The organism is Sorangium sp. So ce128 (assembly GCF_051525245.1).
GTDB classification, from domain to species: domain Bacteria; phylum Myxococcota_A; class Polyangia; order Polyangiales; family Polyangiaceae; genus Sorangium; species Sorangium cellulosum_B.
In genome coordinates, this window is record NZ_CP150313.1 from 10,019,243 (window position 1) to 10,044,009 (window position 24,767).

Annotated in this window: 23 protein-coding genes; 7 read left to right on the top strand and 16 right to left on the bottom strand. The window is 70.8% G+C overall.

What is annotated here, in order from left to right; all coding sequences use genetic code 11:
• Positions 1–4 precede the first annotated feature (4 nt).
• From WME82_RS37995 to WME82_RS38005, 3 genes are all read right to left on the bottom strand, one after another.
• On the bottom strand, positions 5–1,093 hold the full coding sequence (locus tag WME82_RS37995) for a hypothetical protein (RefSeq protein WP_438039325.1): 1,089 nt from the start codon (positions 1,091–1,093) through the stop codon (positions 5–7).
• Between the two features lie 44 nt (positions 1,094–1,137).
• A complete protein-coding gene (locus WME82_RS38000) occupies positions 1,138–1,965 on the bottom strand; it encodes a DUF6345 domain-containing protein (protein ID WP_438039326.1) in 828 nt (275 codons plus the stop codon).
• Positions 1,966–2,516: 551 nt separating this feature from the next.
• A complete protein-coding gene (locus WME82_RS38005) occupies positions 2,517–2,933 on the bottom strand; it encodes a hypothetical protein (RefSeq protein ID WP_438039327.1) in 417 nt (138 codons plus the stop codon).
• A gap of 186 nt (positions 2,934–3,119) precedes the next feature.
• Here WME82_RS38005 and WME82_RS38010 point away from each other — a divergent pair, with 186 nt between their 5' ends.
• From WME82_RS38010 to WME82_RS38025, 4 genes are all read left to right on the top strand, one after another.
• Positions 3,120–5,750: a TonB family protein gene (locus tag WME82_RS38010; RefSeq protein ID WP_438039328.1), complete on the top strand. Its 2,631-nt coding sequence runs from the start codon at positions 3,120–3,122 to the stop codon at positions 5,748–5,750.
• Positions 5,747–6,499, top strand: coding sequence for a hypothetical protein (locus WME82_RS38015; RefSeq protein WP_438039329.1), 753 nt, complete (start codon positions 5,747–5,749; stop codon positions 6,497–6,499). The genes WME82_RS38010 and WME82_RS38015 overlap by 4 nt, the downstream gene beginning before the upstream one ends.
• A gap of 10 nt (positions 6,500–6,509) precedes the next feature.
• Entirely contained in the window at positions 6,510–6,995 is a 486-nt protein-coding gene (locus WME82_RS38020) for a hypothetical protein (protein ID WP_438039330.1), read from the top strand.
• Between the two features lie 119 nt (positions 6,996–7,114).
• Positions 7,115–8,050, top strand: a complete 936-nt coding sequence (locus WME82_RS38025) for a hypothetical protein (RefSeq protein WP_438039331.1) — start codon at positions 7,115–7,117, stop codon at positions 8,048–8,050.
• Positions 8,051–8,095: 45 nt separating this feature from the next.
• Here WME82_RS38025 and WME82_RS38030 read toward each other — a convergent pair whose 3' ends face one another.
• The 5 genes from WME82_RS38030 to WME82_RS38050 all read right to left on the bottom strand — a co-directional run bounded on the left by WME82_RS38030 (position 8,096) and on the right by WME82_RS38050 (position 13,184).
• Entirely contained in the window at positions 8,096–8,704 is a 609-nt protein-coding gene (locus WME82_RS38030) for a DUF4215 domain-containing protein (RefSeq protein ID WP_438039332.1), read from the bottom strand.
• A 106-nt stretch (positions 8,705–8,810) separates the two neighbouring features.
• Entirely contained in the window at positions 8,811–10,016 is a 1,206-nt protein-coding gene (locus WME82_RS38035) for a hypothetical protein (RefSeq protein ID WP_438039333.1), read from the bottom strand.
• On the bottom strand, positions 10,013–11,452 hold the full coding sequence (locus WME82_RS38040; protein WP_438039334.1) for a tetratricopeptide repeat protein: 1,440 nt from the start codon (positions 11,450–11,452) through the stop codon (positions 10,013–10,015). Before WME82_RS38040 ends, WME82_RS38035 begins: the two co-directional genes overlap by 4 nt.
• Positions 11,445–12,089, bottom strand: coding sequence for an RNA polymerase sigma factor (locus tag WME82_RS38045; protein WP_438039335.1), 645 nt, complete (start codon positions 12,087–12,089; stop codon positions 11,445–11,447). The genes WME82_RS38040 and WME82_RS38045 overlap by 8 nt, the downstream gene beginning before the upstream one ends.
• 741 nt (positions 12,090–12,830) lie before the next feature.
• Entirely contained in the window at positions 12,831–13,184 is a 354-nt protein-coding gene (locus WME82_RS38050) for a hypothetical protein (RefSeq protein WP_438039336.1), read from the bottom strand.
• A gap of 836 nt (positions 13,185–14,020) precedes the next feature.
• Here WME82_RS38050 and WME82_RS38055 point away from each other — a divergent pair.
• Entirely contained in the window at positions 14,021–14,194 is a 174-nt protein-coding gene (locus WME82_RS38055; protein WP_438039337.1) for a hypothetical protein, read from the top strand.
• 102 nt (positions 14,195–14,296) lie between these two features.
• Here the strand turns inward: WME82_RS38055 and WME82_RS38060 are convergent, their stop codons facing one another.
• Positions 14,297–14,995, bottom strand: coding sequence for a nuclear transport factor 2 family protein (locus tag WME82_RS38060; protein WP_438039338.1), 699 nt, complete (start codon positions 14,993–14,995; stop codon positions 14,297–14,299).
• A 437-nt stretch (positions 14,996–15,432) separates the two neighbouring features.
• On the bottom strand, positions 15,433–16,737 hold the full coding sequence (locus WME82_RS38065) for a peptidylglycine alpha-amidating monooxygenase (protein ID WP_438039339.1): 1,305 nt from the start codon (positions 16,735–16,737) through the stop codon (positions 15,433–15,435).
• Positions 16,738–17,144: 407 nt separating this feature from the next.
• Here WME82_RS38065 and WME82_RS38070 point away from each other — a divergent pair, with 407 nt between their 5' ends.
• Positions 17,145–17,717, top strand: coding sequence for a hypothetical protein (locus WME82_RS38070; protein WP_438039340.1), 573 nt, complete (start codon positions 17,145–17,147; stop codon positions 17,715–17,717).
• On the opposite strand, the gene WME82_RS38075 is transcribed toward WME82_RS38070, so the two are convergent.
• Together WME82_RS38075 and WME82_RS38080 are read right to left on the bottom strand one after the other, a co-directional pair.
• Positions 17,711–18,349, bottom strand: a complete 639-nt coding sequence (locus WME82_RS38075) for a DUF1294 domain-containing protein (RefSeq protein ID WP_438039341.1) — start codon at positions 18,347–18,349, stop codon at positions 17,711–17,713. The two genes, WME82_RS38070 and WME82_RS38075, sit on opposite strands and share 7 nt — an antisense overlap.
• A gap of 247 nt (positions 18,350–18,596) precedes the next feature.
• Entirely contained in the window at positions 18,597–18,947 is a 351-nt protein-coding gene (locus WME82_RS38080) for a DoxX-like family protein (RefSeq protein ID WP_438039342.1), read from the bottom strand.
• Positions 18,948–19,022: 75 nt separating this feature from the next.
• Here WME82_RS38080 and WME82_RS38085 point away from each other — a divergent pair, with 75 nt between their 5' ends.
• A complete protein-coding gene (locus tag WME82_RS38085) occupies positions 19,023–19,466 on the top strand; it encodes a hypothetical protein (protein WP_438039343.1) in 444 nt (147 codons plus the stop codon).
• 427 nt (positions 19,467–19,893) lie between these two features.
• Here the strand turns inward: WME82_RS38085 and WME82_RS38090 are convergent, their stop codons facing one another.
• From WME82_RS38090 to egtD, 4 genes are read right to left on the bottom strand one after another with little or no spacing between them, the layout of a single operon-like run.
• Entirely contained in the window at positions 19,894–21,414 is a 1,521-nt protein-coding gene (locus tag WME82_RS38090) for a glycine betaine ABC transporter substrate-binding protein (protein ID WP_438039344.1), read from the bottom strand.
• Positions 21,411–22,205, bottom strand: a complete 795-nt coding sequence (locus tag WME82_RS38095) for an ATP-binding cassette domain-containing protein (protein WP_438039345.1) — start codon at positions 22,203–22,205, stop codon at positions 21,411–21,413. The genes WME82_RS38090 and WME82_RS38095 overlap by 4 nt, the downstream gene beginning before the upstream one ends.
• Positions 22,202–23,491 (bottom strand): SUMF1/EgtB/PvdO family nonheme iron enzyme, encoded by a 1,290-nt coding sequence (locus WME82_RS38100; RefSeq protein ID WP_438039346.1) that lies wholly within the window; start codon positions 23,489–23,491, stop codon positions 22,202–22,204. The genes WME82_RS38095 and WME82_RS38100 overlap by 4 nt, the downstream gene beginning before the upstream one ends.
• A complete protein-coding gene (egtD, locus tag WME82_RS38105; RefSeq protein WP_438039347.1) occupies positions 23,488–24,453 on the bottom strand; it encodes an L-histidine N(alpha)-methyltransferase in 966 nt (321 codons plus the stop codon). Before egtD ends, WME82_RS38100 begins: the two co-directional genes overlap by 4 nt.
• Between the last annotated feature and the right edge of the window lie 314 nt (positions 24,454–24,767).

The following is a 24,767-nucleotide window of genomic DNA, read 5'->3' on the forward strand; positions in this document are numbered from 1 at the left end:
CACCCTAACGCGGAGACTGGCCGGGGAGAAGGGCGTCGGAGATCTCCGAGACCGCGCACACGTCCCCGTATCTCCTGAGCGCCTGAGCGTGAGGCCAGGCCGCGTCCTCCAGCACGTGAACCCCCACCGGGATGGCGTCGGACATCGCCGTGACCACGGCTCCGCTTTCCGGAGCCGCGCCGTCCGCGGCGACATCCTGGACCTGCCGCCGGCCGACGTAGTGCACGACGCATGCAGCCTGGATCGGCGCGGCCACGTCTCGCTTCCTCTTCGCTCCCCGATCGAAGTACCCGCACTCGAACCGCTTGATCTCGACCTCCGACGCTCCGAAGCGCATGGACGCGAGGGCGGACATGCGCTCGCTGATGACCGACATGTCGTGCACCTCCTGCCGCTCGCCGAGCGCGGCGTACTCGGGCCAGTCGTAGGAGAACGCCACCGGGGTGCGGTCGTTGGCGAACGTCACCGCGATCTTCGAGCCGGCGCCGAGGACGGCGATCCCGTTCACCGTGCGCCCGAAGATGATGGTGTTGGCCACGACGTTCTCGTACTGCTTGGGCCCCGCCCCCTCGCCGCCTCCGTGGACCTCGTACTCGCTCTTCAGCGGGACCATCTCCTCGCCGGCCTTCGTCGTGACCAGGCCCCCGAGCGTCGTCGAGATGAAGCTCTTGCCGATTTGCTCGAGCTCCTCGTGCGGGATACGGTCCTTCACCGCCACTTTGCCCGCCGCCGCCTGCTCCAGATAAACGCGGTTGTCGAACTCCACCCTGGTGCCATCCTCCCTCACTCGAATGGACCACCCGCTCGTCGAGGTGACCTGCAGGCGGCTCCCGTCGACGCTCTGGCGCTCGCTCCCCTCCGCGAGCCGCAGGGCGCCGGCCGACGCTCGCAGCCGGGACGTCACGAGGCTCGCCGCTTCAGCATTGCCCCTGCCGGGCAGGCGCTGCAGCAACTCCACCGTCTTGGCGCCGAGCCCGCTCGCGCGCGAACGAGCCCCGAGCTCCGCCCGGTACGCGCTCTCACGAGCTTGAGCGCCGGACGACAGCACCGCGATTGACGCGACCAGGGCCGCGACCACTGACCTTTTCATCATTTGTCGATTCACTGTAGCTCCTCCTCTATACCAGCCGGCGCCAATCAAACATCTTCCCAGGCCACGTAGCACCAGTGGGTCACGTCCCCGTCCGTTCGCCTCGGGAAAGACGTGTAGTTATTCCACGTCATGCCGTCGCGACGAGACTCGCAGTCCGCGAGGCTATTGCCGAAGGAGACGGCAGCGGCGTCGTTATCGAAGTACCAGTCGCTCAGCGCGTCCTTCCACGCGTTCCTGAGGGACTGGCCGCCCTGGATGTTGTCAGCGAAATCCTCTCCGACTTCATCGGTCGTATCGGAGTTCCAGACTTCGTCATGGCTACCCAGGATGATGCGCAGCCCGCCCTTCACCGCCACGTTCCAGCGTTGCCACGTGCGGTCATCCGAGTATTTCAAGGTCTCGCAGGCGTACGAGGCGAAGATGCTCAGGCCAACCCCCTCGTTCCCCCATCGCAGGTCCGTCGAGTGCACGAAATCGCCGTTGTCCCACATCGTGTAGACCGCGGAGTTGAACCAGCCGCCGCCGTGGGTATTGGCGAACATGAGGTCCACGTCTTCGGTGAAAACGTGGTCGGACGCCCCCTCCCAGTATGGCTTGGCACCATGGAGGTTCTGGTAAAAGACCTTGGTATCGGTATCGTCGAGCTCGTCGTTGAACGCGGAGCAGCGATCCCACGCGTCAATCACCTCGTCCTGCCAACCGCTCTCGAAGGTCTCCTGGCACCACGCGCCGAACCGCTTTTGACTGACAGATGCCTGCGGCGCCTCGTCGAGCTCCTCCGGTGCCCCGACCGCCTCGACGGTGCATCCGGCCGCGGCGAGCAGCGATAGACCAAGAAATCTAGATATCAACTTCCACGATGCCTGTGTCATTTCACCACCTCGATCCAATCCAGCTGATCCAAGGACAAACGCAGCCGCCACGGAGGCCGGGCGCGCCGGCACAGCCCATCGGATGCATGGGCCAGAAGGCGCGCCGTCTCTTGTCGTCCCCAGGTGCGAGACAGCGACGGCGTTCCGGACGGAACAATGCAAGCGGCTTGCCATCGCCACACGCGGTGCGAAGTCCTCGTCCGGCAGACCGGCTCTCGTGAAGAAAGACCTCTCCGGCACCGGCAAAGCCACGATCCGGACGCGAACGTCCCACGCTACGAAGCGAGGAGCTCACGCCGCGTGAGCACGAGGAGCGGCGCCGTGACATGTCACACGCGCGTGTGACGTGTCACGCGCGTGTGACACGTCACTGCGGACGGCCTGCGAGCCCCCCAGGGGAGCGCCCCTCCGCCGTCGCCCGCGCTACCGTGCAGGCTCCGCGCTCAGCGTGGGATCCAGGCCGCTGCAGGCGCCCCGCAGCGAGGCGAAGCGCCGGAGGCACGCGAGCACGGTGCCCCCTCGATCGGACGCGCTGAACCGGACGTGCGGAGCTAGAGCAGCGAGATCCGCTTCATCAGCGTGCCGCACAGATCGCTCTGCGGGTTGCGCTCGCGCTCGATCTTGAGGCCGGCGCGGAAGATCTTGTCGGCGCTCTCGAGGTTGCCGAGCACGACGTGGCAGAGCCCGAGCAGCTCGTGGTCGCCGGGATCGCCGTGGATCGACACGAGCTCGGTCAGCGCGGGGACCGCGGCGCGGTGGGCGTCGATCATCGCCTCGGTCGGCGTCGACGGGACGCCCTTGGCGAGGATCATGAGCCGCAGCACCTGGCGCTGATCCTCGGGGCGCTGCTTGAGGAACTCCGGCTTCTGGAAGAGGTCGCGGTATCCCTTGTAGGCCGCGTCGAGGTCGCCACCGCGCGCGAGGGCGACGATGGTCTTGACCGCCTGGACGAGCGTCTCATTCGGCATGACGAGACGATACACGGCCCCGCGCCCCGCGGCGAGACCGCCGCTGCACCGGCGCGACGTGTCGCCGGAAAGCCGCGCGCATGAACGCCGCGCGCTTCCGTCACCGTCGTCTGCGCGCGCTGCGCGGCGGTGCGGCGCTTGCGGCGCCGCTGTGCGGCGTGGTAGTCGCGTCGAGCTCGGTTGCTCATGCGCTGGCTGTCCTCCCTCTGTTGCCTCTCCGCGGCCGCCCTCGCCGCGCCTCTGGCGCTCGGGCAGCCTGAGGCGCGGCCCGAAGCGCCCATGGCGCCGCAGATCCTCGAGCACGTGGATCCGGAGTACCCGCCCGAGCGGCTCGCGGAGGGCATCGACACGACGGTCACGCTGTTCGTCACGGTCGAGAAGGACGGCACGGTCAGCGACGCGGTCGTGGCCGAGTCCGGGGGCGCGGCGTTCGATGACGCGGCCATGAAGGCCGTGCGGCGGTGGCGTTTCTCGCCGGCCATGCGCGGCGGCGCGCCGCTGCGGGCGCGGATCCGGGTGCCGTTCCACTTCGCGCCGGGCCCCCACGAGGAGCAGCCCGCGCCGGCGCAGACCGAGGCGCCGGAGGCGGCGGATCGCCCGGCGGCGCCCCCGCCGCCCCGGCCGGCGGCGCCCAAGCCGGTGGAGTTCGCCGGGGGCGTCGCGGGCCCGCACGCGGTGGCCGAGCCCGGCAAGCCGATCGAGATCCACGTGCAGGGCCGCCCGAACCCGCCGCGCCGCGCCGCGAGCGACTTCCGGATCGGCCGCGCGGCGCTCTCCGCCGCGCCGCACGCCACCGCCGCGGATCTGCTCCGCACGGCGCCCGGCGTCCACGTCGCCCACCCCGAGGGCGAGGCGGTCGCGCAGCGCATCTTCCTCCGCGGCTTCGACGCGGAGCACGGCCAGGACGTCGAGCTCCGTGTCGGGCCGATCCCGCTGAACCAGCGCTCGCACGTGCACGGCCAGGGCTACGCGGACCTCAGCGTGATCATCCCGGAGGTGGTGCGGTCGCTCCGCGTCGTCGAGGGCGTCTACGACCCGCAGCAGGGCGACTTCGCGGTCGCGGGCAGCGCGTATTTCGACCTCGGCGTCGAGGAGCGCGGGCTCCAGCTCAAGGGCACGCTCGGCTCGTTCGGCACGCGGCGGCTGCTCGCGGTCTGGGCGCCGGAGGGCCAGTCGGAGGACACGTTCGGGGCCGCCGTGGTGCGCGCGACCGACGGCTTCGGCGACGGCGCGCGCGGGGCGATCTCCGGGGGCGCCGTCGGCCAGTACCGCGTGCCGCTGCCGGACGAGTACTCGGCGCTGCTGCACGTCGCGGCCCACGGCGGCCGCGCGAACCTCGCGGGCGTGCTCCGGCGCGACGACGTCGAGGCGGGGCGCGTCGACTTCCACGACGCCTACCCGGATCTCGCGGCGCGCGCGCAGTCGGCCGCGTCGACGCGGCTACAGCTCGCGCTGAGCGTCGAGCGATCGGACGACGACGGCTCGCAGAAGAGCGTCTGGCTGTGGGCGGCGACGTCCGGGTACCGGAGCCGGATGAACTTCACCGGCTACACGCAGCGCTCGCGCCGGCGGCCCGAGTGGGTCGGCCGGGGCGACCTCATCGAGCAGGCGAACCAGGACGCCGCGCTCGGCGGCGGCCTCGCCTACCGCACGCCGAGGATCCCGCTCACGCCCTGGCTCACCGGCCAGGTCGCCGTCGGCGCCGAGGTGCAGACCAACGGCATCGACCAGGCGCAGAACCTCCTCCAGCCGCCGCAGAACGAGACGTGGGATCAGCGCGTCGACGCGTCGATCCAGGTGACCGGGGTCGGCGCCCACGCCGACGCGCTGCTCGAGCTGTCGCGCTACGCGCGCCTCCGCGGCGGCCTGCGCGCCGACCTGCTCGTCTTCGATGTGGACGACCGCATCGGCAACTTCATCCCGGCGGCGCAGAAGGAGACGCACATCGAGGGGTTCCGTCGCACGGCGGCGGGCCTGGCCGCCGGCCCGCGGGTGACGCTGGAGCTCGATCCGCTGCCCGCGCTGCGCGTCTCCGCGTCGTACGGGCACGGCTACCGCTCGCCGCAGGCGCGGCTGCTCGAGGACGGGGACAACGCGCCGTTCGCGACCGTGAAGAGCTACGAGGCGGGCGCCACGCTGCGCCCCGGCGGTGGCCTCAGCGTGACCGCGGCCGCCTACGAGACGCGCCTCTCCTACGACCTCGCGTTCGACGCGGCGGAGGGCGCGCTCGTGCGCATCGGCCGGACGACCCGCCGCGGGCTCGTCGCCTACCTGCAGGCCGCGCCGAGCCCCACGCTCACGGCGGGCGTGAGCGCGACGTTCGTCCACGCCACGCTGGACGAGCCGCCCCCGCCGACGCCCGAGAACCCGTCGCCGCCGTACGTGAAGGGGCAGCAGCTCCCGTTCGTGCCGCCCGTCGTGGTGCGCGCCGACCTCGCGCTGAAGCGGCCGGTCTTCACGATCGCCGGCGCGCCCGTCGAGGGGCGGCTCGGCTACGGCGCGACGTTCCTCTCCCCGCGCCCGCTGCCGTACGCGCAGACCGCCGCGCCGGTCTTCGTGGTGGACGCGTCCCTCTCGCTCCGGCGGAGCCTGCGCGTCGGCCGCGACGCCGCGCAGGGCGGCCCCTGGATCGAGGTCGGGGTCGAGGCGCAGAACCTGCTCGACGCCGAGTACGCTGACACCGAGTACTCGTTCAAGTCGACCTGGCCGGGCGCCGCGGGCGCGTCGCGGCCGTCGATCCCCTCGGAGCTGCCGGCCCGGCACATCAGCGCCGGGCCGCCGCGCTCCATCCTCGCGAACGTGACGCTCTCGCTATGAACGCCCCGAACCTCGCCCCGGCCGCGCGCCGCCTCCTCGCCGCCGTCCTCCTCGGGTCGCCCGCGCTGTCCGCGTCCGCCTGCGCCGGCACCGGCCAGCCCGAGGTCACGTACGCCGCGCACGCCGAGGCCGACGTCCCGGGGGAGATCGCCGCGGGCGCGTGGACGATCGCGCTCGACGAGGCGACGGTCGCCTTCGGCCCGGCCTACTTCTGCGCCGCGGACTCCGGCGCGTCGACGCTGTGCGAGACCGCGATCGCCGAGCTGACCACGATCACGCGCGTGAACCTGCTCGACCCCGCGCCGCAGCCGCTCGGCCTGGTGCACGGCTTCGAGGGCGAGATCCGGAGCGTGTCGTTCAACTACGGCATCCACTGGTTCTCGACCGAGTCGTCGCCCGCGCCGGCGCCGGAGGCTCCCGGCGTCAGCTCCGTCCACCTGCGCGGGCGCGCGACGCGGGGCGCGGAGGCGCTCGACTTCGAGGCGGACGTCGACGCCGTGCCGCAGCGCCAGGGGCTGCTCGCGGTCCCGAGCCTCGCGGTCGCCGCGAGCGTCGGCGCGGCGCCGGTCCGCCTGGTGGTCCGCTTCGACGTCGTGGACGAGTGGCTCGCGAGCGTCGACTTCGACGCCCTGGCCGAGGGAGGAGCGACCAGCGTCGCCATCGCGCCGGGGTCGCCCGCGCACCAGCGGCTGCGCTACGACATGATCGCGGTGCACCGGCCGCAGTTCCTCTGGACGGCGTCGCCATGAGGCGGCCTCGGTGAGCCGCCGTCCGGCCCGCGCGACGGCCGCAGCGCGGCGGCGGCCTGGCCGGAGCCCCGCCTGCCGGTGGCGAGCGCGCTGGCTCGTGGCGCTCGCGCTCGCGGCCCAGCTGTGCAGCCTGACGCACGCGTTGCTCGTCCGGCACGCCCGCTGCGAGCACGGCGAGCTCGTCCACGCGGCGACGATCGCCGTAACCGCGGCGACGCTGCACGCCGAGCGCCGTCCTCCCGGCGACCAGCCCGGCGCGCCCGGAGCGCGGCCCGGCGGGGGTGACGACCTGTGCGACGCGCTCGCGCCGCGCCACGAGGGCGACGAGCACTGCGACGCGTTCGCGCTGCGCGGCCAGCTCGGCGCGCCCGTGCACCGCGTGGCGGAGGCCACGCTGCTCGAGGTCGTCCGCCTCGCCTCGATCCGGCCCTCGCCCGAGGTCCGACCCATCCCCTTGCTGATCCTGGCGCCGAAGAGCTCCCCGCCGGCGGCCTGAGCATCTCACGAGGCCAGAGGGTGATGCGGGCGCTGGGCGCGCGAGGAGCGCGGGCCTGCGCTCGCCGGGCGCGCTCGCGCGCGCTCGTCGGGATTTCGAGACGACTCAGGAGCTTGATCATGCAGAGACTGAAGGTGACAGGGTTCATGGTGACGGCGTGCGCGCTCGCGCTCGTCGCCGGGTGCGGCGATGACAGCGGCGCGACGTCCGAGACCGGCGCCGTGCAGATCTTCGTGGAGCCGGAGGACACCATCCCCGAGGGCCTCGAGCCGGGCACGGGGGAGGAGAACATCGCGGACGGCTGGAAGGTCACGTACGAGAGGTTCCTCGTGACGATCGGCAACGTGCGCGCGGCGCGCTCGGATGCCGAGGAGACGCTCGGCGATGACTCGGTGTTCGTGCTCGACCTCAAGAACGCCCCGGCGACGAGGTACGTGATCGCGGAGTTCCAGGACGTGAGCGCTGTGCGCTGGGACCGCTTCGGGTTCGATCTCCCGAACGCGAAGGCGGGGGTGAAGACGCTTCCGCCCACCACGGCGGCCGACGTCGACCTCATGGTCGAGGGCGGCTATTCGCTGTTCTTCGAGGGATCCATCGAGAAGGAGGACGGCGAGTCGTGCCCGCCGCCCGGCGACGCGTGCGTCCCCGCGGCTCGGGTGCGCTTCAGCTGGGGCCTCTCGGCCGGGACGTCGTTCGACGATTGCGCGACCGAGGACGGGCTCAACGGGTTCAGCGTGCCGACCAGCGGCACGGTCGCGGTGAAGCCGACGATCCACGGCGATCACTGGTTCTTCGACAACATCACCGCGGGCGTGGAGCTGACCAAGCGCTACGCGCAGTACATCGCGGACAGCGATCTCGACGGCGACGGCGAGACGACGATCGACGAGCTCAAGCAGGTGAACGCCGCCGACGTGTTCGGCGACGAGTACAACCTCGCCGGCGCGTCCGGCGGCCCGATCGAGACCGCGTACGACTACGTGGTCGCGCAGGCGCGCACGCTCGGCGACTTCCAGGGCGACGGCGAGTGCCCGAGGCGCGCGGTGCTGCCGTGATCGGGTGAAGGCGGCGGGGCGCGCCGCCCCACGATCCTCACGGCGCTATGCCGGGCCGAGCTGACAGGCGGTCGTACACCCGTCGCCGTCAGCCGTGTTGCCGTCGTCGCACTGCTCCCACTCCGGGTCCACCACGCCGTCTCCGCACACCGCACCGGCGCTCGCCCCGCCCGCGCCCCCGGCTGCGCGGAGCTGACAGTCGCTCGAGCATGCATCTCCGTCAGCCGTGTTGCCGTCGTCGCACTGCTCCCACTCCAGGTCCACCACGCCGTCTCCGCACACCGCACCGGCGCTCGCCCCGCCTGCGCCCCCGGCTACGCGGAGCTGACAGTCGCTCGAGCATGCATCTCCGTCAGCCGTGTTGCCGTCGTCGCATTGCTCCCACTCCGGGTCCACCACGCCGTCTCCGCACACCGCGCCGGCGCTCGCCCCGCCCACGGCGCTCGACCCGCCCACGGCGCTCGACCCGCCCACGGCGCCGCCTCCGGCCGCGCAGTCCGTCGAGGAGGAGCAACATTCGACACACGCCCCCGTGCTCGAGCTCTCCTCCGGCGAGTCGACCCCTTCGATGAAGCGCACCTCGCACGCAGCCTGCATCAAGAACAGCCCTGCGACGGCGAGCAGCGGACAGCGCGAAAGAAGATGATGACGCATGACTCTCCCTCTCAAAGCGAAGCCGGGATGTGCCTCGCTCTGGTAAGTGGGCGCGAGCTCCTCTCCGTGGCTCACCAAAATCAACGATTCAGAACCATCCGGCGACTCAGAAGCTCACCCGCAGGCCGAGGCTCGGGAGCAGCGCCGGGCGCCCCGTGCGGCCCACCTCCGCACCAGCGATGGTGAAGACAGGCTCTCTTGCGAGCACGAAGACGTCGAGCGCCGCGTGGACGGCGAGGTACGGTAAGACGCGGACGTCGACGCCGCCCCCTGCGGAGACGCCGGCGGTGAGCCAGCTCTGACGCCGGTCGCGATAAGGAGGGTTCGCCCGGCCGGCGATCGTCACATGGTAGACGCCCGCGCCGAGCGAGATCACCGGATGGATCCGCCATGCCTCGGGGCCGGCGGCGTACGCCAGGCCGATCATGGCCGCGGTCTGCCGCAGCGCCACGCGCCCGCCGGGAGCGTCGAGGTTCCTGGCCACGACGGCCGGCACGAGGGTCCCGCGCAGCGAGACGCTCGCCGTCAGATCGTACCCCACACGGAAGTAGGGCCCGGGGACGATCCCGACGTCGCCGGCGAGCGCCGCGAGCCCCGCCTCGACGCTCAGCCGGCGCTCGTCGGACGTGGGCGCCGTGGGCGCCCGGGGCGCGGCGCTCCCGGGGTCGGGTCGCCCGGGCGCGGCCGACCCGCGCGCCGCCCGGGATCCGCCCGGAGGCGCGGCCGGCCCACGCGCCGCCGTGGATCGCTCGGCGGGCGCGACCGCCGCTCGCGGCTGCAGCGGCGCCGCGTCGAGCGCGATGGCCTCCTCGCGCCCCGCCGGCGCGGCCGCGTCGGCGATCCATTGCGCCACCCGCTCGGGCAGCTCGCGCCGCTGCTCGCCGCTCAGCTCGAGCAGGCTGGCCCGGAGCAGCTCCGCCGACCGCACGGCGAGATCGCTCGCCGCGTTGGTGGCGCCGGGGACGCCGAGCTCCACGCGGCGGACCAGCGTCTCCTTCGTCGCGTGATCCGCGATCCACGCGTCGGCGACGGCCACGCCGTCGGTCTCGAGGATGGCGATGGCCGCGAACACGCCGCCCGCGCCCTCGACCTGCGCGCGCCCGTCGACGCCCGGCGCGCCCTCCAGGGAGCGTACCGAGAAGCCCACGGCGCGCAGCTCGCCCTCGAGGCGCACCGTGGCCTCCTCGACGACCTTCCCGGCGTGCGGCGCGCGCACCACGATCACGCCGATCGCCTCGGCGGCGCTCGCCCCCCGGGACACGAAGAGCGCGGCGCACAGCGCAAGGGCGAGCCTGAACCCGCTGCGCCTCATGGGCGGCGGAGGATCTCCGCCGCGGCGGCCGCGAACGCCCCGTGCGGGTGGCGCGCGAGGTACTGCTCGGCGATCGGCCGGGCCGCGCCGTCGCCCTGGGAGGCGCGCAGCACGATCATCTTCCGCCCGAGCGCCTCGGCGGCCAGCGAGCCGGCCGGCGACTCGGCGAGGTACCGATCGTACCAGTCGATGGCCGCCGCAGGCGAGCCCGCCTCCGCCATGCGACCGAGGAGGAACGCCGCCGAGCGCGCCTCGGGCGAGCCGGGGAAGCGCGCGCGCTCGGCGAGCAGCGCGCGCCGCGCGAGGTCGTTCCGCCCCGTGTAGCGCGCGGCGTCGGCCAGCGCGGCGATCTCCGGGAGCGGGCTCGCGGCGATCGTCGCGTCGATGCCCCGCGCCTCCGCCACCGCGATCGCCCCGGCGAAGTCGCCGCGGGCGACATGCTCGCTGCAGCTCCCCGAGGCGGGCGCAGGCGCCGCAGCCGCACGGACCGCAGCCGAAGCTGGCGCGAGCGCCGCCATCGGATCGGTCGTGACTGTCGCACCCGCCGCGGCCGTCGCACCCGCCGCGGCCGGCGCTCCCGCCGCTGCCGGCGCTCCCGCCGCGGCGGCCCCGCCCGTCTCTGCCGGCGCCCCGGCGTCCTCCAGCATGCCCATCTGGGCCGGCGCCCCGGCGTCCTCCAACACGTCGGTCCTCGCCGGCGCGCCGACGTCGCGCGACTCGCCGCCTTCCGGCGTGCGCGCGCCGGCGGCGCCCAGGTCCGCGATCGTGAGCTCGCCGCGGACCACGTCGGCGACCAGGCGCTGGCCTCCCTGGAGCGCGACGCCGCCCGAGGCGAGCGGGCCGCGGACCGCGACCGAGCCGCTCTGCATGGTCAGCTCGAGCCGCTCGCGCTCCCAGCTCAGGTCGAACTCCGTGCCCGTCACCCTGACGGTGAACGGCCCTGCCGCCGCGACCCACTCGGCCTCGGGCAGGTGCGCGACCCGGAAGTGCGCGGCGCCGCCCTCGATGTGGATCTGCGCGCCGCGCGCCGTCACGGCGGTGACGCGCCCGCGAGCCCCCGGCGCGAAGCGGACGGTCGTCCCCTCGCTGAAGCGCGCCGTCGCCCCGCTGGTCCCCCCGCGCACGTAGGTGTCCGCGAGCGCCGCGCCGTCGGCGCGGTCTCCCGGCGCGACACCGTCGACCTGGTACGACAGGCGCGCCGCCGGGCGCAGCGCCCAGAGGCCCAGGATCACGAGCAGCGGCGCCAGCGCCGCTGGCAGGAGCCAGCGCCGCCGCGGCGCGAGCGGCAACACGGAGCGCTCGACCTCGTCGATCAGCCGCGCGCGGCCGCGGGCGAGCGCGCGGTCCGCCGGCGAGGCCGCCCCCGCCTCGCGCGCCAGCGCCGCAAGCCGCCGCAGGGCGACCTCCGGCGGAACCCCGGGCTTCGGATCAGCCATCGCTCGCCTCCTCCACGGGCTCGACGTACGCCGCGAGGAGCGGATCCCGCTCGGCCATCGCGTGGACCCGCGCGGTCACCTTGGCCAGGTGGCGCTTGGCCGTGGCCAGGGACATCCCGCTCGCCTGCGCGGTCTCCGCGAGCTCCAGGCCCTCGATGTGGCGCAGCACGAAGAGGAGCCGCGCCCTGTCGTCCAGCCTGTCGAGCAGCGCGTAGAGCCGCGCGACCGCCTCGCGCGCGCCCTCGTCGACGCCCTCGGCCGGTTCGTCCGGCAGCGCGCCGCTGTCGGTGAGCGAGAACCAGCGCCGGAGCCGCCGGCGCCGCAGCGCCGACCGCGCGACGCGCACGGCGATGCCGAGGAGGAACGGCCGGAGCGCCGCGGGATCCCGCAGGTGCTTCACCTCGCGGAAGAACTGCAGGAACGTCTCCTGGGCGTGGTCCTCGACGTCGCCGCCCGGCCCGAGCACGCGGCGGAGCAGGCCGTGCACCACGGCGCCGTAGCGGTCCCAGACGGCGCCGGCGGCGCCTGGCTGGCCCTCGGCAGCCGCGCGGGCGAGGCCGGCGTCGTCCAGGCCGGCCAGGGGGCTCGGGCGGACGAGGGTAAGCCGGGGGGCGAGGGCTGCGCTGGGCAAGACCACGGGAACTGGACTAGGTGGTCGCGAGGGGGTCCCGGTGGCTCACAAAAGCGACGGGGGCGAGCGCCGCGCGCGCCTCGCGAAGGGCGATCTGGATCTGTCGATGGGAAAGGGACAGGCCGCATCGAGGGGGGAGACCGACGCCGGAGCGCCGACGAGAAGGGGGCCAGGGATCGCGGGGTCGGAGGGCGGCGTCTCCAGCGCGGAGACGGGTGCCACCCGTCTTTTCTTGGAGCCACGTCCACCGGGGGACGGGTGCCACCCGTCTTTTCTTGGAGGAACGTCCACGGAGAGACGAGTGCCGCTCGTCTTTTGTTGGAGGCACGTCCACCGGGAGACGAGTGCGATCCATCTTTTTGTGGAGGCGATCGCTCAGCTGCTCGGGCTGGCGGCGGTACCGGAGGGGCGAGTGTGCTCACGCCCGTAAGGCTCGGGTGGCTAGACCCGGGCCTTCACCTTCTCCATCGTGGCGATCTACCTCATCGCCGCGCGCGCTTGGGGGCGAACCGCTGGCTGGCGACGGCCGTCGCGCCGCTTCCCACACGCCCTCCACAGCCGGCCCCAGGTTTTCAGTCTCCCCCCTGGCCCCCCTCAAACCACCTGCACCGGCGCGATCTGCTCACGCAGCTTGATCTGCCGTCACGACGACGGCGTGATGTTCGTCAGCGAGATCCCATGCGACCGACGTCGTCATCGCTGGCGAGCGCGATGACGATGGTGCGGGATCAGACCGGCGGGACTTCGTCAGAATCCAGCGGTGCCAGAGGATCGACGACACGTGGGGAGATCATCGGTGAAATCCGCGGCGAGCTCGTCCTCGCCGTAGCCCGAAGCGACGTGCTGGCTCGCGCCCAGCGTATAACAGGTGTCCTCGTCCCAGCAGGCGCCGCCGCCCTCGAGATAGACGACGACGCGCTTGCTCTTGCTGGTCAGGTTGACGCCGATGCCGGTCGTATCGCCGTTGGCGCAGAAGGCGTTGCTGAACGGGACCCAGGTCCAGTTCTCGGCGGACGCCTCGATGGGTGTGTCGAGCGGCGTCTCGCCGCTCGAGCAGGCGGCGAGGCTTGGGGCGAGGAGGAGGGCGGTGAGGGGGAACAAGACAGTCCGGGGTGAGTTCGTGGTCGCTACGTAGCCGAACGCACCGCGGGCGGTGCCTTTGGGCAGGATTCCGCAGCAAAAGTAAAAGAGCACCAGATCCCTCGGGACGGGGCGATCCGGGGCAGGAGGCACTGAGGGGGAAATGGGCTTTCCGAGGCACTCGATCAATCGAGCGGAAGGGGGTGGACACCCTCTGGAGGCACTGGGGGGTGCCATGGCCAACTTCGGCACAAGTCGACACGAGCCTCGCGCGCCAGATGAAGAACCAACGGAGATCGGGGCACGACGTGTCTGGCACGGGCTTTGCCTGGGGCGAACGTATGCCACACCAATCATCGATGCGAAGATCATGGGCTGCTGTCACCGTCGCGCTGCTGACGGCCGCACTGCTTGCGGCGTGCGGCTCTGTCACCGTTGCGGATACCCCGAGCTCCACGTCGACCGCCGGCGCCAGCGGGAGCTCCGTTGCGGATACCCCGAGCTCCACGTCGACCGCCGGCGCCAGCGGGAGCTCCGGCTCGGAGGCAGCTGGCGAGGCGTGCGGGATGAATGGGCCTTGCGAGCCGGGGTCGCATTGCCTGTTCCGCGACCATGCGTGCGGGACGACCCCGCCCGACGAACACTGCGGGACGGAGGGCTACTGTGCTGTGCCCGGTTCATGCAGCGGCCTGGGCGGTCCACCTGTCTGCGGCTGCGACGGCAAGGTCTACGACAACGCGTGTCTCGCGGACTCCGCCGGCGTGGGCACTTCGAGCCTCGGAAACTGTGGGCCCGCGCCTCAAGGGCGCTTCGCGTGCGGCGAACTGTTCTGCGAGAAGGCGGCTCAAATATGTATCGTGAACCATCCCGACGGCTGCGGGTTCACCCGGCACGAGTGTCGCGACCTGCCCCAGGGCTGCGACAGTGCCAGCTGCAATGGGTGCGTCGACGAGTCGAATGAGTGCCTCGATGTCCTCCAGTGCAGCGCGGACGCCAACGGCGACATCACCGTCACGTGCGTCACCTTCTGACCTCGACGACGAGCTATCCGGCAGCAGCTCCGTCGATACAGGAAATCTTCCTGCGCGCATGGGCCACACGGCCTGGACGCGGAAGAAGATCGGGCGCTGCCGTCAGCGGTCGACGACCTCATCCAAGTAGAAGCGGTTCCACGCCATCTTGCCGTCGCGCGCGGTGGAGATCACCACGCCACGGAAGGTGCTCGGCTCACCGTCGGTCGTCGTACCGATCATCTCCCACTCTGACCAGGTCTGACCGGACTCCGCGTCGAAGACGGCGCGCTGAATCTGCGCTCGGAGGTCCGGCACGCGGGCCAGCAGGCGGCTCCAGTTCGCGCGGACGTGCCCATTACCGACGAAGGGGCATTGACGTGGCAGGCGTCTCGATACCTCTCCACGGCAGCGCGCTCCACGTGGTTTCGCGAGTCTATGCGCCCTCTTTCGGCCGTTCTGGAGCGTGCTCGACCTCGCGCGGCGTTGACATCGGCTGACCGGACCCTCCGCGAGAGATCGCGAATCGCACGAGGAGCTCGAGGACATCGTGCAGCGCATCCGAGAGCGCACGCTCCGCTGGCTGCGAAAGCGCGGCCTGCTCGAGGAGCGTCCGAGCGAAGAGCGCTCGAACGACGCGCCGGAACGGAGTGCGCTTGACGCTTGCGCTGAGGTCGCGCTCCGCGGGGGCGAGCTCGTGAGGATTGAGGACGAGACCGTCGTGCCGACGGACGATGGCGGCGAAGCGCGGTTCGAGCCGAAGCGCCGTGGGCCGCTCACGGTGGAGCTCGATGGTTTCAACGTCAAGGCGGCGGTGCGCATCGAGGGCTACGTGCGCCGGCCATCACGACGCGCCGCGAACCGCGACAGCGGCCGTTTGGACGAGCTCAGTAGGGTACAGCCAAACGGTAGGATGCCTTCCGCTTGGTGCTACGTCGCGGTAGTCCCAGGCGTTTCAGGCGTGGAAGACCTGCCTCATCGCATAAGGCCCGTTCTGTCAATGAACTCATCCAGCCGGACTGCACGAGTCAGGAACGGCTCCGGGAATCGTGACTTTGCGGAACGCGTTTGCTTGTCCTATCCGCTCGCTGAAAGCGAAGCGATCGACGCGGCCGTTCGGGGTGGCGCGCGGATCGAAGAGACCCTCGAAGGCGCCCGGCGGCGCGCGCGGTGCTCCTGTTCGCCAGGCTTACGAGCGCTCTCACCGAACCGCGCGCGCCTCCGCTTGGGCGCAGGCCGCGCGTCTTGCACGAGCTGGTCTATTTTGTCGTCACACAGGACGCGTCGTCCGTCGGAGTAGTCAACTCTATCTCTTGAGACGGATAGTACATCACGAAATTATAACACATCTCATCCACCGTCCGCTCCCCGAACTCCACGGCCCTGTTGCCCGGGTTGTCCCACGCGCAACGCGTCCTCACGGTGTCGCCGCCTCGAAGGATGGTATCGTTGTCGTACCAGATCTGGTTGTCGAAGTTCCACGGATCGGCGAGCCCCAGGTTGCTCGGCTCGCTGCCGTCCGTGGGCACCGTGTTGCTCGACAGGTGCTTGCCGAGATTGTGCATGTGCGGCATAACACTGATTACCGAAATCGCCCCCATATCCCGCGGAAACTGGTAATCGCAGCTCACGTCGAGCGAGCCGTGAGGCGGGATGTTGATGTCTTCTGTGCCGAACGAGAAGATGCCGGCGTCGTTGGGGCGGAGCTCCGTCGTCGTGCAGACGTTGAAGCCGGTGCTGTCTTGCTGCCCGTCGAGGCCCTTGATGTTGCTGTAGTGCACCTGGACTACGAAGTGTGCCGTGCCTTCCAGCGGGAAGCCCGCCTCTAGCGGCAGCTCCGTGGCCTTGCCGCCGGGCGCCCAGACGGACAAAAGAGCCCCCTGGATGTCGCCCCCCTCACAGGGCGTGGGCGTCGAGGGAGACGCCTCATCCGCCTTGAAGAGCAGGATATGGTGTACAATGGTGCTGTTGTCGATCTGGGGTGCGATCCCGACGAGGTGTCGTTTCTGGCCGATCTCTACATCGACCCCATAACACATATACTGGTCCTGGACGTCCTTCGGCATGACGTAAGGCGCGGACGGCGCTAGCAGGACATCCGGTGTGCAGCTCAGGGTCGGAGGGTCGATGGTTCCGCCGCCGCCCGGGTCGACGCACGTGTCTTTACCGGCCGGCATGCCGGCGGCGATCCATTGATCGAAGATCGCGAGCTCCGCGGCGGTCAGGCGCTCGGTTGGGGGCGGAGGCATGGGGCGCGCGGTGTCGCGGGCGCGTGCGGCGACGAGCTCGTAGACCTTCTTGTTGGGATCGCTCACCGCGGGCGCGACCAGATCGCTCCGGTCGACCAGCGGGAACGGCGCGCCGAACTTCGGGGACGCCCCGTGACAGGTCTGGCACTTCGTGGAGAGGATCTTGTCGACGTCGCACGGCAGCGCTTCCGCGTTGCCGTTCTCCGGACCGGAGCCGGATGAGCCGCTGCTGCCCTTCTCGGCGTCGCTGCACGCGACGACCACGAGAGCGGATAGGAAGGACAGCGCCGAGAACAAATAACGACTACGATTCATGCGAGCTCCTCGGGGAAAAGTGCGACCTGAATCGGCGTTCGAGGGTATCGAGCCCTGATCTGCAGCTTTTCGGAAGGGCGGTCGAAGACCGAGATTCCGAAAAACGCCGTCGAATTGGGTGGAAGAAGAACGCGCGCCGCGAGCTCCCGAGAACAGCGGGAGACTTGGCGCGTGCGAGCACCGGCGACCCAGGTCTACGGACGGGCCGGCGACCTGGCGTCGGTGCTACTTCGGTGAGTGCCCGCCCGCCCTGAGACTGTTCAACGGTGCGCTCACGCGGAAGGTATCGAGGCGCTCGCGCGCCAGGAGGCGCGGTGCCGTCTGGTCAAAGCTCGGCTGCGGACCAGGGTCGCGCGCGGGGATCCATCTACGGGGCGCGCCCGAGCCCGCTACTGAGGCTCAGCGGCGTGCTCGGGCCGAACGCGCCGTGGCGCGCCGCCGTCGTGGTGTACGGCCGCGGAGGCGTTGCGGCGGCGAAGGCAGCCCACGACGCCCCGAAGCGGAAGAGGCGCAAGGGCAAGGAGAAGGAGGACGGCAACGCGGCGGCGATCCTCGTCGATGGGGGCGCGAGGCGTGACGAGGTGCCCGAGGAGGGCGACGTGCCGCGCTCGATCCCAGGCAGGGCCAGCCTCGGCAGCGGCGTGGTGCAGGTCGTCGGCGCGCGTATCGACTGGGCCCGTTTGCTTCGCCGCGTGTACCTCGAAGATGTCCTCGCCTGCCCTTGTGGCGGTCGGCGTCGGGTGGCCGCGGACCTTCACGATCCCGAGGTGGCGACCGCTATCTTGGTCCACCTGGGGCTGCCGACCGAGGGGCCGGCCGTGGCCCGAGCGCGCGACCCAGCGGGGTGCGAGGTCCAGCACGCCGCGACGCGGCTCCGGCACGAAGAAAATCACCAGCGGCATGACGATCGAAGCGGTCGTCGTCATAGGGCAGCGCCATGGACGGGGGTAGCGCTCATGGGAGTCTCCGGGAGTCAATGAGGGGCAGGGGCATCCCGGTCGGCGGCCAGCAGTGCCGTGACCCGGTCGATCCCCGCACGGACGCCGGCGCCATGGTCGGAGGCCAGGAAGCCGAGGCCGGCGACGTTCAGCGCCAGCGTCAGCCAGAACACGACGCGGAAGGAGCGCTTGCTGGATTTGTGGCGCAGCAACTGCTGCGCATACAGCGCGCCTGGCCAACCGCCGACCAGCGCCAGCAGGTGCAGGGTCTGCTCCGGCGTGCGCCAGGCGCCGCGCTCGGCGGCGCGCTTGTCCTTGTAATAGACCAGCAGCGTCACCAGGCTGGCGCCGAGGTAGAGCCAGGGCAGCACACGCGGCACCCGCCCCAGGGCGGCCAGCGCTGTCACCAGCGCGAGGAAGGGCAGCGCCACCAGCAGGGCGCGGCTCGCCGGGCCCAGGCTGGCCCTGGCGCCGGCCAGTTCGACGTCCTCGGCGCGGACGCGGCCCTGCGCGTCGCGAGCCGCACGATAGTGGACCGTGGCGCCCACCGCGGGGCGCTGGCCGCGCGGCAGCGACTTGATGTGCACAAAGGCCTCGGGGCCGCCGTCGGCCGGCGCGATAAAACCAAAGCCCTTGTCGTCCAGCCAGCGGACGATTTTTCCGGTGTTGCGCATGGGGTCTCCTCGAAGTACGGGCGCCGGGTCAGCTCGGTGCGACGGGGCCGTCAGCGGCTCCACCAGGGTCACCGGATGGGGCCGTGTTCCGTGCACCATCATAACGCGGCCAGCGGGGGCGGCGGCACATCAAGCGGAAGCTCGAGGGTCTGAGCGCTGTCGGCGCCCTCGATTCCGGCCGCCTGAGCGGCCATGAGGGGGAAGACGTTCTGATGCGCGCCTGATGCGTTTCCGCGGAGCGCTTGGCTCACGTTCCCGCTCCGCCAGCCCTTTTGCCCTGGCGCTCGTGCATGGCCTTTCCCGCCGCGCCCGGCTCCAGCGCCAGCAGCAGCCAGGTCGCCGCCAGCAGGGGCAGGTTCTTGGTGACCTCGCCTGGCGGTGCCAGCCAGGCCATCGGCAGGATCACGCTGATGATGGCCATGTAGGCGAGCATCAGGGCGATCTGCAGCCGATACGCCAGGCGCCAGTAGGGTACAGCGATACGGTAGGATGCCTTCTTGGTGCTACGTCGCGGTAATCCCAGGCGTTTCAGGCGTGGAAGACCTGCTTCATCGGATAAGGCCCGTTCTGTCAATGAGCTCGTACAGTCGGACTGCACGAGTCAGGAACGGCTCCGAGAATCTTGACTTTGCGGAACGCGTTTGCTTGTCCTATCCGCTAAAGGATAAATTTTATGGGGTTGAAAATTTCAACTGATGAAGACGAAAATTTCTTGTTTGAGCGTGTAGTGAAACATTTACAATCGTCTTATGGATATTCACTCGAAGACGCAGAGCGTTTGGTGAGCAGATACTACGAAAAATTTACAGATCAAAATTATTGTGACAAATACGATATCATGGCTCAAACCATGGATTTTTTTGGTCACATAGAATCGAGAGGGATGGCTGATAGAGTTCATTTTTATGAAGGCTTGAAGCATGAGCCTGATGAAGCGGCGTTTATCGAATGGCAGCAAAAAATGGGATTTGATTTAAAGTGTGTGCGTTGGGGGGGGGGGGGGGGGGGGGGGGGGTGGTTAAATGGCTGTTTTATATTGAGCGTTTCTGCTTTCAGATCTCTTCGGGCCGTCTATATTTCCTGCTTCTCCGTTTGCCAAAAACCGGAAACCGTATGAGCATCGGTATTTTCCGGATCCCGCTGCAACACCTCCTCGGCGTGGTGTTGTGCACTTTGCATGTCACTCAGTAGGGTACAGCTATACGATAGGATGCCTTCCGCTTGGTGCTACGTCGCGGTAATCCCAGGCGTTTCAGGCGTGAAAGACCTGCCTCATCGCATAAGACCCCTTCTGTCAATGAGCTCGTACAGTCGGACTGCACGAGTCAGGAACGGCTCCGAGAATCTCGACTTTGCGGAACGCGTTTGCTTGTCCTATCCGCCCCGAGCTCCGTCTGCTTGGCGCATCCGCGCCAACCCACGACGTCGATACCCTTCGACATGGGTCGACGGCCTTGGAACGCGCGTTCCACGTCAAGGCCGATCGCGCCGCGCCAAACGTGCGAGCCCCAACGGCCGGCCCGCGGGGCCCAGCGCAGAAGAATTCAGCGCCGCAATTCATCGAGGAAACGGGCGGCCACCGCGGCCGGCGAGCCCTTCTTCTCGTCCACGGCCGCGTTCATCTGGCGCATCTTCTGCGCGTCGATCGTCCCCGACAGCCCGCGCAGCGCCTCCAGCACCTCCGGGCGGGTGCGCGCGAGCCGATCGCTCACCAGCACGAGCGCGTCGTACGGCGGGATGGCCCGGCGATCGTCCTCCAGCAGCACCAGATCATCGACGATGATCCGCCCGTCGGTCGAGAAGGCGGTGATCACGTCCACCTGCTCCGCCCGCAGCGCCTCGTAGAGCAGCGACGGATCCATGCTCCGCGCCTCGCGGAACGCGAGGCCGTACACGCGCTCGATGGCGCGCCACTCCGGCCGCTGGAAGATCTCGTAGTCGCCCCCCACCCGCAGCGATCGCGCGCGCGCCCCGAGATCGCTGATGCGCCGGATCCCCAGCCGCTCGGCCTCGGCCCGCCGCATGGCGAGCGCGTAGGTGTTCTCGAACCCGAGCGCGGCGGCCACGTGGACGTTGTACCGATCGAGCAGCTCCCTCTCCACCGTGGCCAGCACCGACGCGCGGTCCGCGCTCTCCGTGCTCCGTCGCAGGACGTTCGCCCAGAGGGTGCCCGAGTAGTCGACGTAGACGTCGATCTCGCCGTTCTTCAGCGCGTCGAACACCACCGTCGATCCGAGCGATCCCAGCGTCCGCGCCGGCACGCCGGCGACGCGCTCGATCTTCCCGGCGACGATGCCGGCGAGGATGTACTGCTCGGTGAAGGTCTTGGCGCCGACGGTGATGGACACCTGATCGCGCGCGAGCAGGGCGCGCACGACCGGGGTGGCCGCGAAGACAGCGAGCCCGGCGAAGCCGCCGAGACACAGCAGCACGAGGCGCCGGCTGCGGCGCGTGACGCCGGCGAGCAGGCCACGCACCAGGCCGTCCAGCACCAGCGCGAGCCCGGCCGAGGCCACACAGCCGATCAGCACGGCCGTGGTGTTGCGCGTCTGCAGTCCGCTGAAGATGTAGTCACCAAGGCTCGGCGCCCCGACCGGCGTGGAGAGCGTGGCGGTGCCCACCGTCAGCACCGCCGCCGTGCGCACGCCGGCCACGATCACCGGGAGCGCCAGCGGCAGCTCGACGCGGCGGAGCTGCTCGCGGGGCGTCATCCCCACGCCGCGCGCGGCCTCGATCACCGCCGGATCGAGGCCCGAGAGGCCGGCCGCCGTGTTCCTGAGGACCGGCAAGAGGCTGTAGAGGAAGAGGCCGATCAGCGCCGGCAGGTAACCGATGCTGCGCGCGCCCAGGGCCGCGAGCACGGGCACCATGAAGGCCAGGAGCGCCAGGCTCGGGATGGTCTGGACGACGCTCGCCACGCCCAGCACCGGCCCCTCCAGGCGGCGCGATCGCGTGACCAGCACGCCCAGCGGGACGCTCACGGCCACGCCCAGCGCCAGGGCGACCAGCGTGAGCCCAAGGTGGGCGGCGAGGTAGCGCGGGAGGAGGGCGAGCTGCTCCTTCACGAAGCGTCGCCTCCCGCGATCGTTCGCGCGGGCGCGCCCGCGATCAGCGACTCGACGGCGCGCGCCTGCTCGAGCGGGCCGCGCACCAGATCGGCCACGTAGTCGTCGGCCGGCGCGCGCACCAGCTCGCGGCCGGGCGCGAGCTGCAGGAGGCGCCCGCCGCGCATGACGCCCACGCGATCGCCGAGGAGCAGCGCCTCGACGACGTCGTGCGTGACGAAGATCGCCGAGAACCCCAGGCTCCGGCGCACCCGCGCGAACGATCGCTGGAGGCGCTCGCGCGTGATCGGATCGAGCGCGCCGAACGGCTCGTCGAGCAGCAGCACGCCCGGCTCGGCCGCCAGCGCCCGCGCCACGGCCACGCGCTGCGCCTGGCCGCCGGAGAGCGCGTCGGGCCGCCGATCGCGGACCTCGGCTGGATCCAGCTCGACCAGCTCCAGCAGCGTGTCCACCCGACCACGGATGCGCCTCGCGTCCCAGCCGAGGAGCGCCGGCGTGATGCCCACGTTCTCGGCGACCGTCAGGTGCGGGAAGAGCCCGAGCCGCTGGAACACGTAGCCGATGCGGCGCCGGAGCGCGTGCGGCGGCACGGTGGTCACGTCCTCGCCCTCGACGCGGATGCGACCCGAGCTCGGCTCGATGAGCCGGTTCGTCATCTTCAGCGTCGTGGTCTTCCCCGATCCCGACCCGCCCAGCAGGACCACCAGCTCGCCCGGCTCGACGCGCAGGGAGACGCTGTCGACAGCGGCGATTCCATGGTAGCGCTTGGTCACCTGATCGAGCTCGATCATCGCCGCCGAGAGCGTGGCTCCTCGCGTACGACCCGGAAGCTCGAAAAGACATAGGGATAGTCCCGGCGATACCAGTTGCGGAAGCTCGGCCGGAGGAACCCCTCGTCGGTCGCCCACGAGGCGCCGAAGACGACGTCGTGCTCCCCGTCGAAGAAATCCGCCGAGTACCCGGGGTACGTGCGGGCGTACGCGACGAAGCCGGGCAAGGGCGCGAAGGGCGTGGACGTCCACTCCCAGCCATTGCCCACCAGCTCCTCGACGCCGAACGCGCTGGCGCCGTCCGGGTGGCTGCCCGTCGGCACCGGCGACCATCCGCGAAAGCCGAACTGGCCATGACGCGGCTCGCCCGGCGCGTGCCCCCACGGACGCGCGCGCACACCGCCGCTCGGCTCGCCGAACGCGGCGCGGCGCAGCTCGGCCTCGGTCGCCAGGCGCCCACCGCGCCAGGCTGCATAGGCGCGCGCCTGCTCGCCCGAGACCTGCGCCGGCCAGCCCGACGCGACCTCGAAGGAGACCGGCCCGAAGATCGTCTTCACCGCCAGCCCGCCTCCGCGGCGCACGAACGTACGGGGCGTGAGCGCGGCCCGCGCGCCGTCTTCCATCGCCTCGAGGAAGGCCAGGTAATCGCCGTTCCGCACCGGCAACGAGTCGATGGTGAAGCCCGGGACATCGATCTCCGCGCGCCCGAACTCGTTGTCCCAGCCGAACGGGATCGCCTCGAAGTCCGCGCCGATCACCACGCGGCCCGCCGGGACGTGCCGGGGCTCGGCCGCGCGCCCCCCGCCGCCCACGAACGCGGGCGCGCCGTCGGGGCGCCGCGCGGCGCCGTGCTCCTGGAGCATGTACATCAGGGTCTCGTGGTGCATCCGCTCGTGCTCGATCACGAGCTGGAGGATCCGCCCCCGCGCGCCGAGCACGTCCTCGGGGCGCGCCAGCACGTCGGGGATGCGCGCCCGCACGGCGCGGCGGACCTCGTCGCGGTACGCGATCACCTCGGCGATCGCCGGCCACGCGTCCCTCGACGCGGCGCGGGCGCCGTCCTCGTCGGCCGGATCGATCCCGCGCTCGAACAGCACGTCGAAATCGCTCCGCATGGGCCCGAGCCCGAGCACGCCTCGGCCGATCTGGTTCCACGCGAAGGCCGGGAGGTGCCCCAGGTAGAACGAGAAGGGGTGTCGCAGCGCGATGGGCCGACGCCCCATCGACGCCTCCGGGACGAGCGCGAACAGATCGTCGCTGCGGCGCCACGCGGCGGCGAGGAGCGCCTCGAACGAGGCCTCCGTCACGCGTCGATCCGCCGGAGCAGGGCCAGCGCGAAGAGCTGGTCGGGATCGGTGTGCCACGAGGACACCACGAGCCCTCCGGCCCGGGCCGAGGCCTGGAGCGAGTCGCGCGTGAACTTGCAGCTCACCTCGGTGCGGATCTCGGCGCCGCGCTCGAGATCGAGCCGCAGATCGAGCGCCGGGATCTGCACGCGCATCCGCCGCGAGGCCACGAGGCGCATCTCGATCCACGCCCGCGCCGCGTCGTAGAAGGCGCGGTGCGCGAACGCGTCGGGCGCGAAATTCGCCCCGAAGCGCCGGTTGATCACGCGGAGCGCGTTGCGGTTGAAGGCCGCCGTCACGCCCTCCGGATCGTCGTACGCGGCCTCCAGCCGGGCCGTGTCCTTGACCAGATCGGCGCCGACGAGGAGCGCGTCCGACGGCTCCATGACGCGCGCGACCTCGCGGAAGAAGGCGCGCCGCTCGTCGGGGTAGAGGTTGCCGATGGTGCCCGCGAGGAAGACCACGAGGCGCCCCCCGCCCCGGCCGAGCCGCGGCAGGTCGGTGGTGAAATCACCGATCACGCCGCGGAACGTGTACTCCGGGTAGTCGGTGCGGAGGCGGCTGATCGACGTCTCCAGGAAGAGCCCGTTCACGTCCAGCATCGTGCACGTCTCGCCGCCGCCCACCCACCGCCAGGCGTCGAGCAGGATGCGGATCTTGCGGCCCGCGCCGCTGCCCAGCTCGACGAGGCGCCGCGGCCGGACGGCGCGCAGGATGTCTCCGGCGCGCTGCTCGAGAATGCCGATCTCCGTGCGCGTCGGGTAGTAGACCCCGAGGTGGGTGATCTGCTCGAACAGCTCGCTCCCGAGATCGTCGTAGAAGTAGACGGGCGGGATCTCGGGCGGCGATCGTGTGAGGCTCTCGCGCAACCGAGCGCGCTCATCTGGTGAAGGGTACGCGTCCTCCGCGAATGTAGAGCTCAACAGGACCTCCTTGAGGGAGCGCTGGGCAACGCGTCCATTGGGAGGAGAGCGGCGGACGTCAAGCATGGATCCCCGACGTGCCGCCGTGGACGATGCTCGGTGAACCCCGGGCAGCGCGGGCGTACTCAAGGGGTGTGCAGAAAACGGGGGCCGGGCAGGTAGAGCCAGTAGGGTGCAGCTATACGGTAGGATGGCCCAGCGTATAACAGGTGTCCTCGTCCCCGCAGGCGCCGCCGCCCTCGAGATAGACGACGACGCGCCTGCTCTTGCCGGTCAGGTTGACGCCGATGCCGGTCGCATCGCCATTGGCGCAG

Excerpts from the sequence above, each read along its gene's own strand:
- WME82_RS38065 (WP_438039339.1), bottom strand. The coding sequence starts at position 16,737 with ATGAATCGTAGTCGTTATTTGTTCTCGGCGCTGTCCTTCCTATCCGCT.
- WME82_RS38060 (WP_438039338.1), bottom strand. The coding sequence starts at position 14,995 with ATGCGCACCGCCGCCTTGACGTTGAAACCATCGAGCTCCACCGTGAGC.
- WME82_RS38095 (WP_438039345.1), bottom strand. The coding sequence starts at position 22,205 with ATGATCGAGCTCGATCAGGTGACCAAGCGCTACCATGGAATCGCCGCT.
- WME82_RS38005 (WP_438039327.1), bottom strand. The coding sequence starts at position 2,933 with ATGCCGAATGAGACGCTCGTCCAGGCGGTCAAGACCATCGTCGCCCTC.
- WME82_RS38000 (WP_438039326.1), bottom strand. The coding sequence starts at position 1,965 with ATGACACAGGCATCGTGGAAGTTGATATCTAGATTTCTTGGTCTATCG.
- WME82_RS38010 (WP_438039328.1), top strand. The coding sequence starts at position 3,120 with ATGCGCTGGCTGTCCTCCCTCTGTTGCCTCTCCGCGGCCGCCCTCGCC.
- WME82_RS38040 (WP_438039334.1), bottom strand. The coding sequence starts at position 11,452 with ATGGCTGATCCGAAGCCCGGGGTTCCGCCGGAGGTCGCCCTGCGGCGG.
- WME82_RS38085 (WP_438039343.1), top strand. The coding sequence starts at position 19,023 with ATGGGGTTGAAAATTTCAACTGATGAAGACGAAAATTTCTTGTTTGAG.
- WME82_RS38015 (WP_438039329.1), top strand. The coding sequence starts at position 5,747 with ATGAACGCCCCGAACCTCGCCCCGGCCGCGCGCCGCCTCCTCGCCGCC.
- WME82_RS38075 (WP_438039341.1), bottom strand. The coding sequence starts at position 18,349 with ATGCGCAACACCGGAAAAATCGTCCGCTGGCTGGACGACAAGGGCTTT.
- WME82_RS38030 (WP_438039332.1), bottom strand. The coding sequence starts at position 8,704 with ATGCGTCATCATCTTCTTTCGCGCTGTCCGCTGCTCGCCGTCGCAGGG.
- WME82_RS37995 (WP_438039325.1), bottom strand. The coding sequence starts at position 1,093 with ATGATGAAAAGGTCAGTGGTCGCGGCCCTGGTCGCGTCAATCGCGGTG.
- WME82_RS38025 (WP_438039331.1), top strand. The coding sequence starts at position 7,115 with ATGCAGAGACTGAAGGTGACAGGGTTCATGGTGACGGCGTGCGCGCTC.
- WME82_RS38035 (WP_438039333.1), bottom strand. The coding sequence starts at position 10,016 with ATGAGGCGCAGCGGGTTCAGGCTCGCCCTTGCGCTGTGCGCCGCGCTC.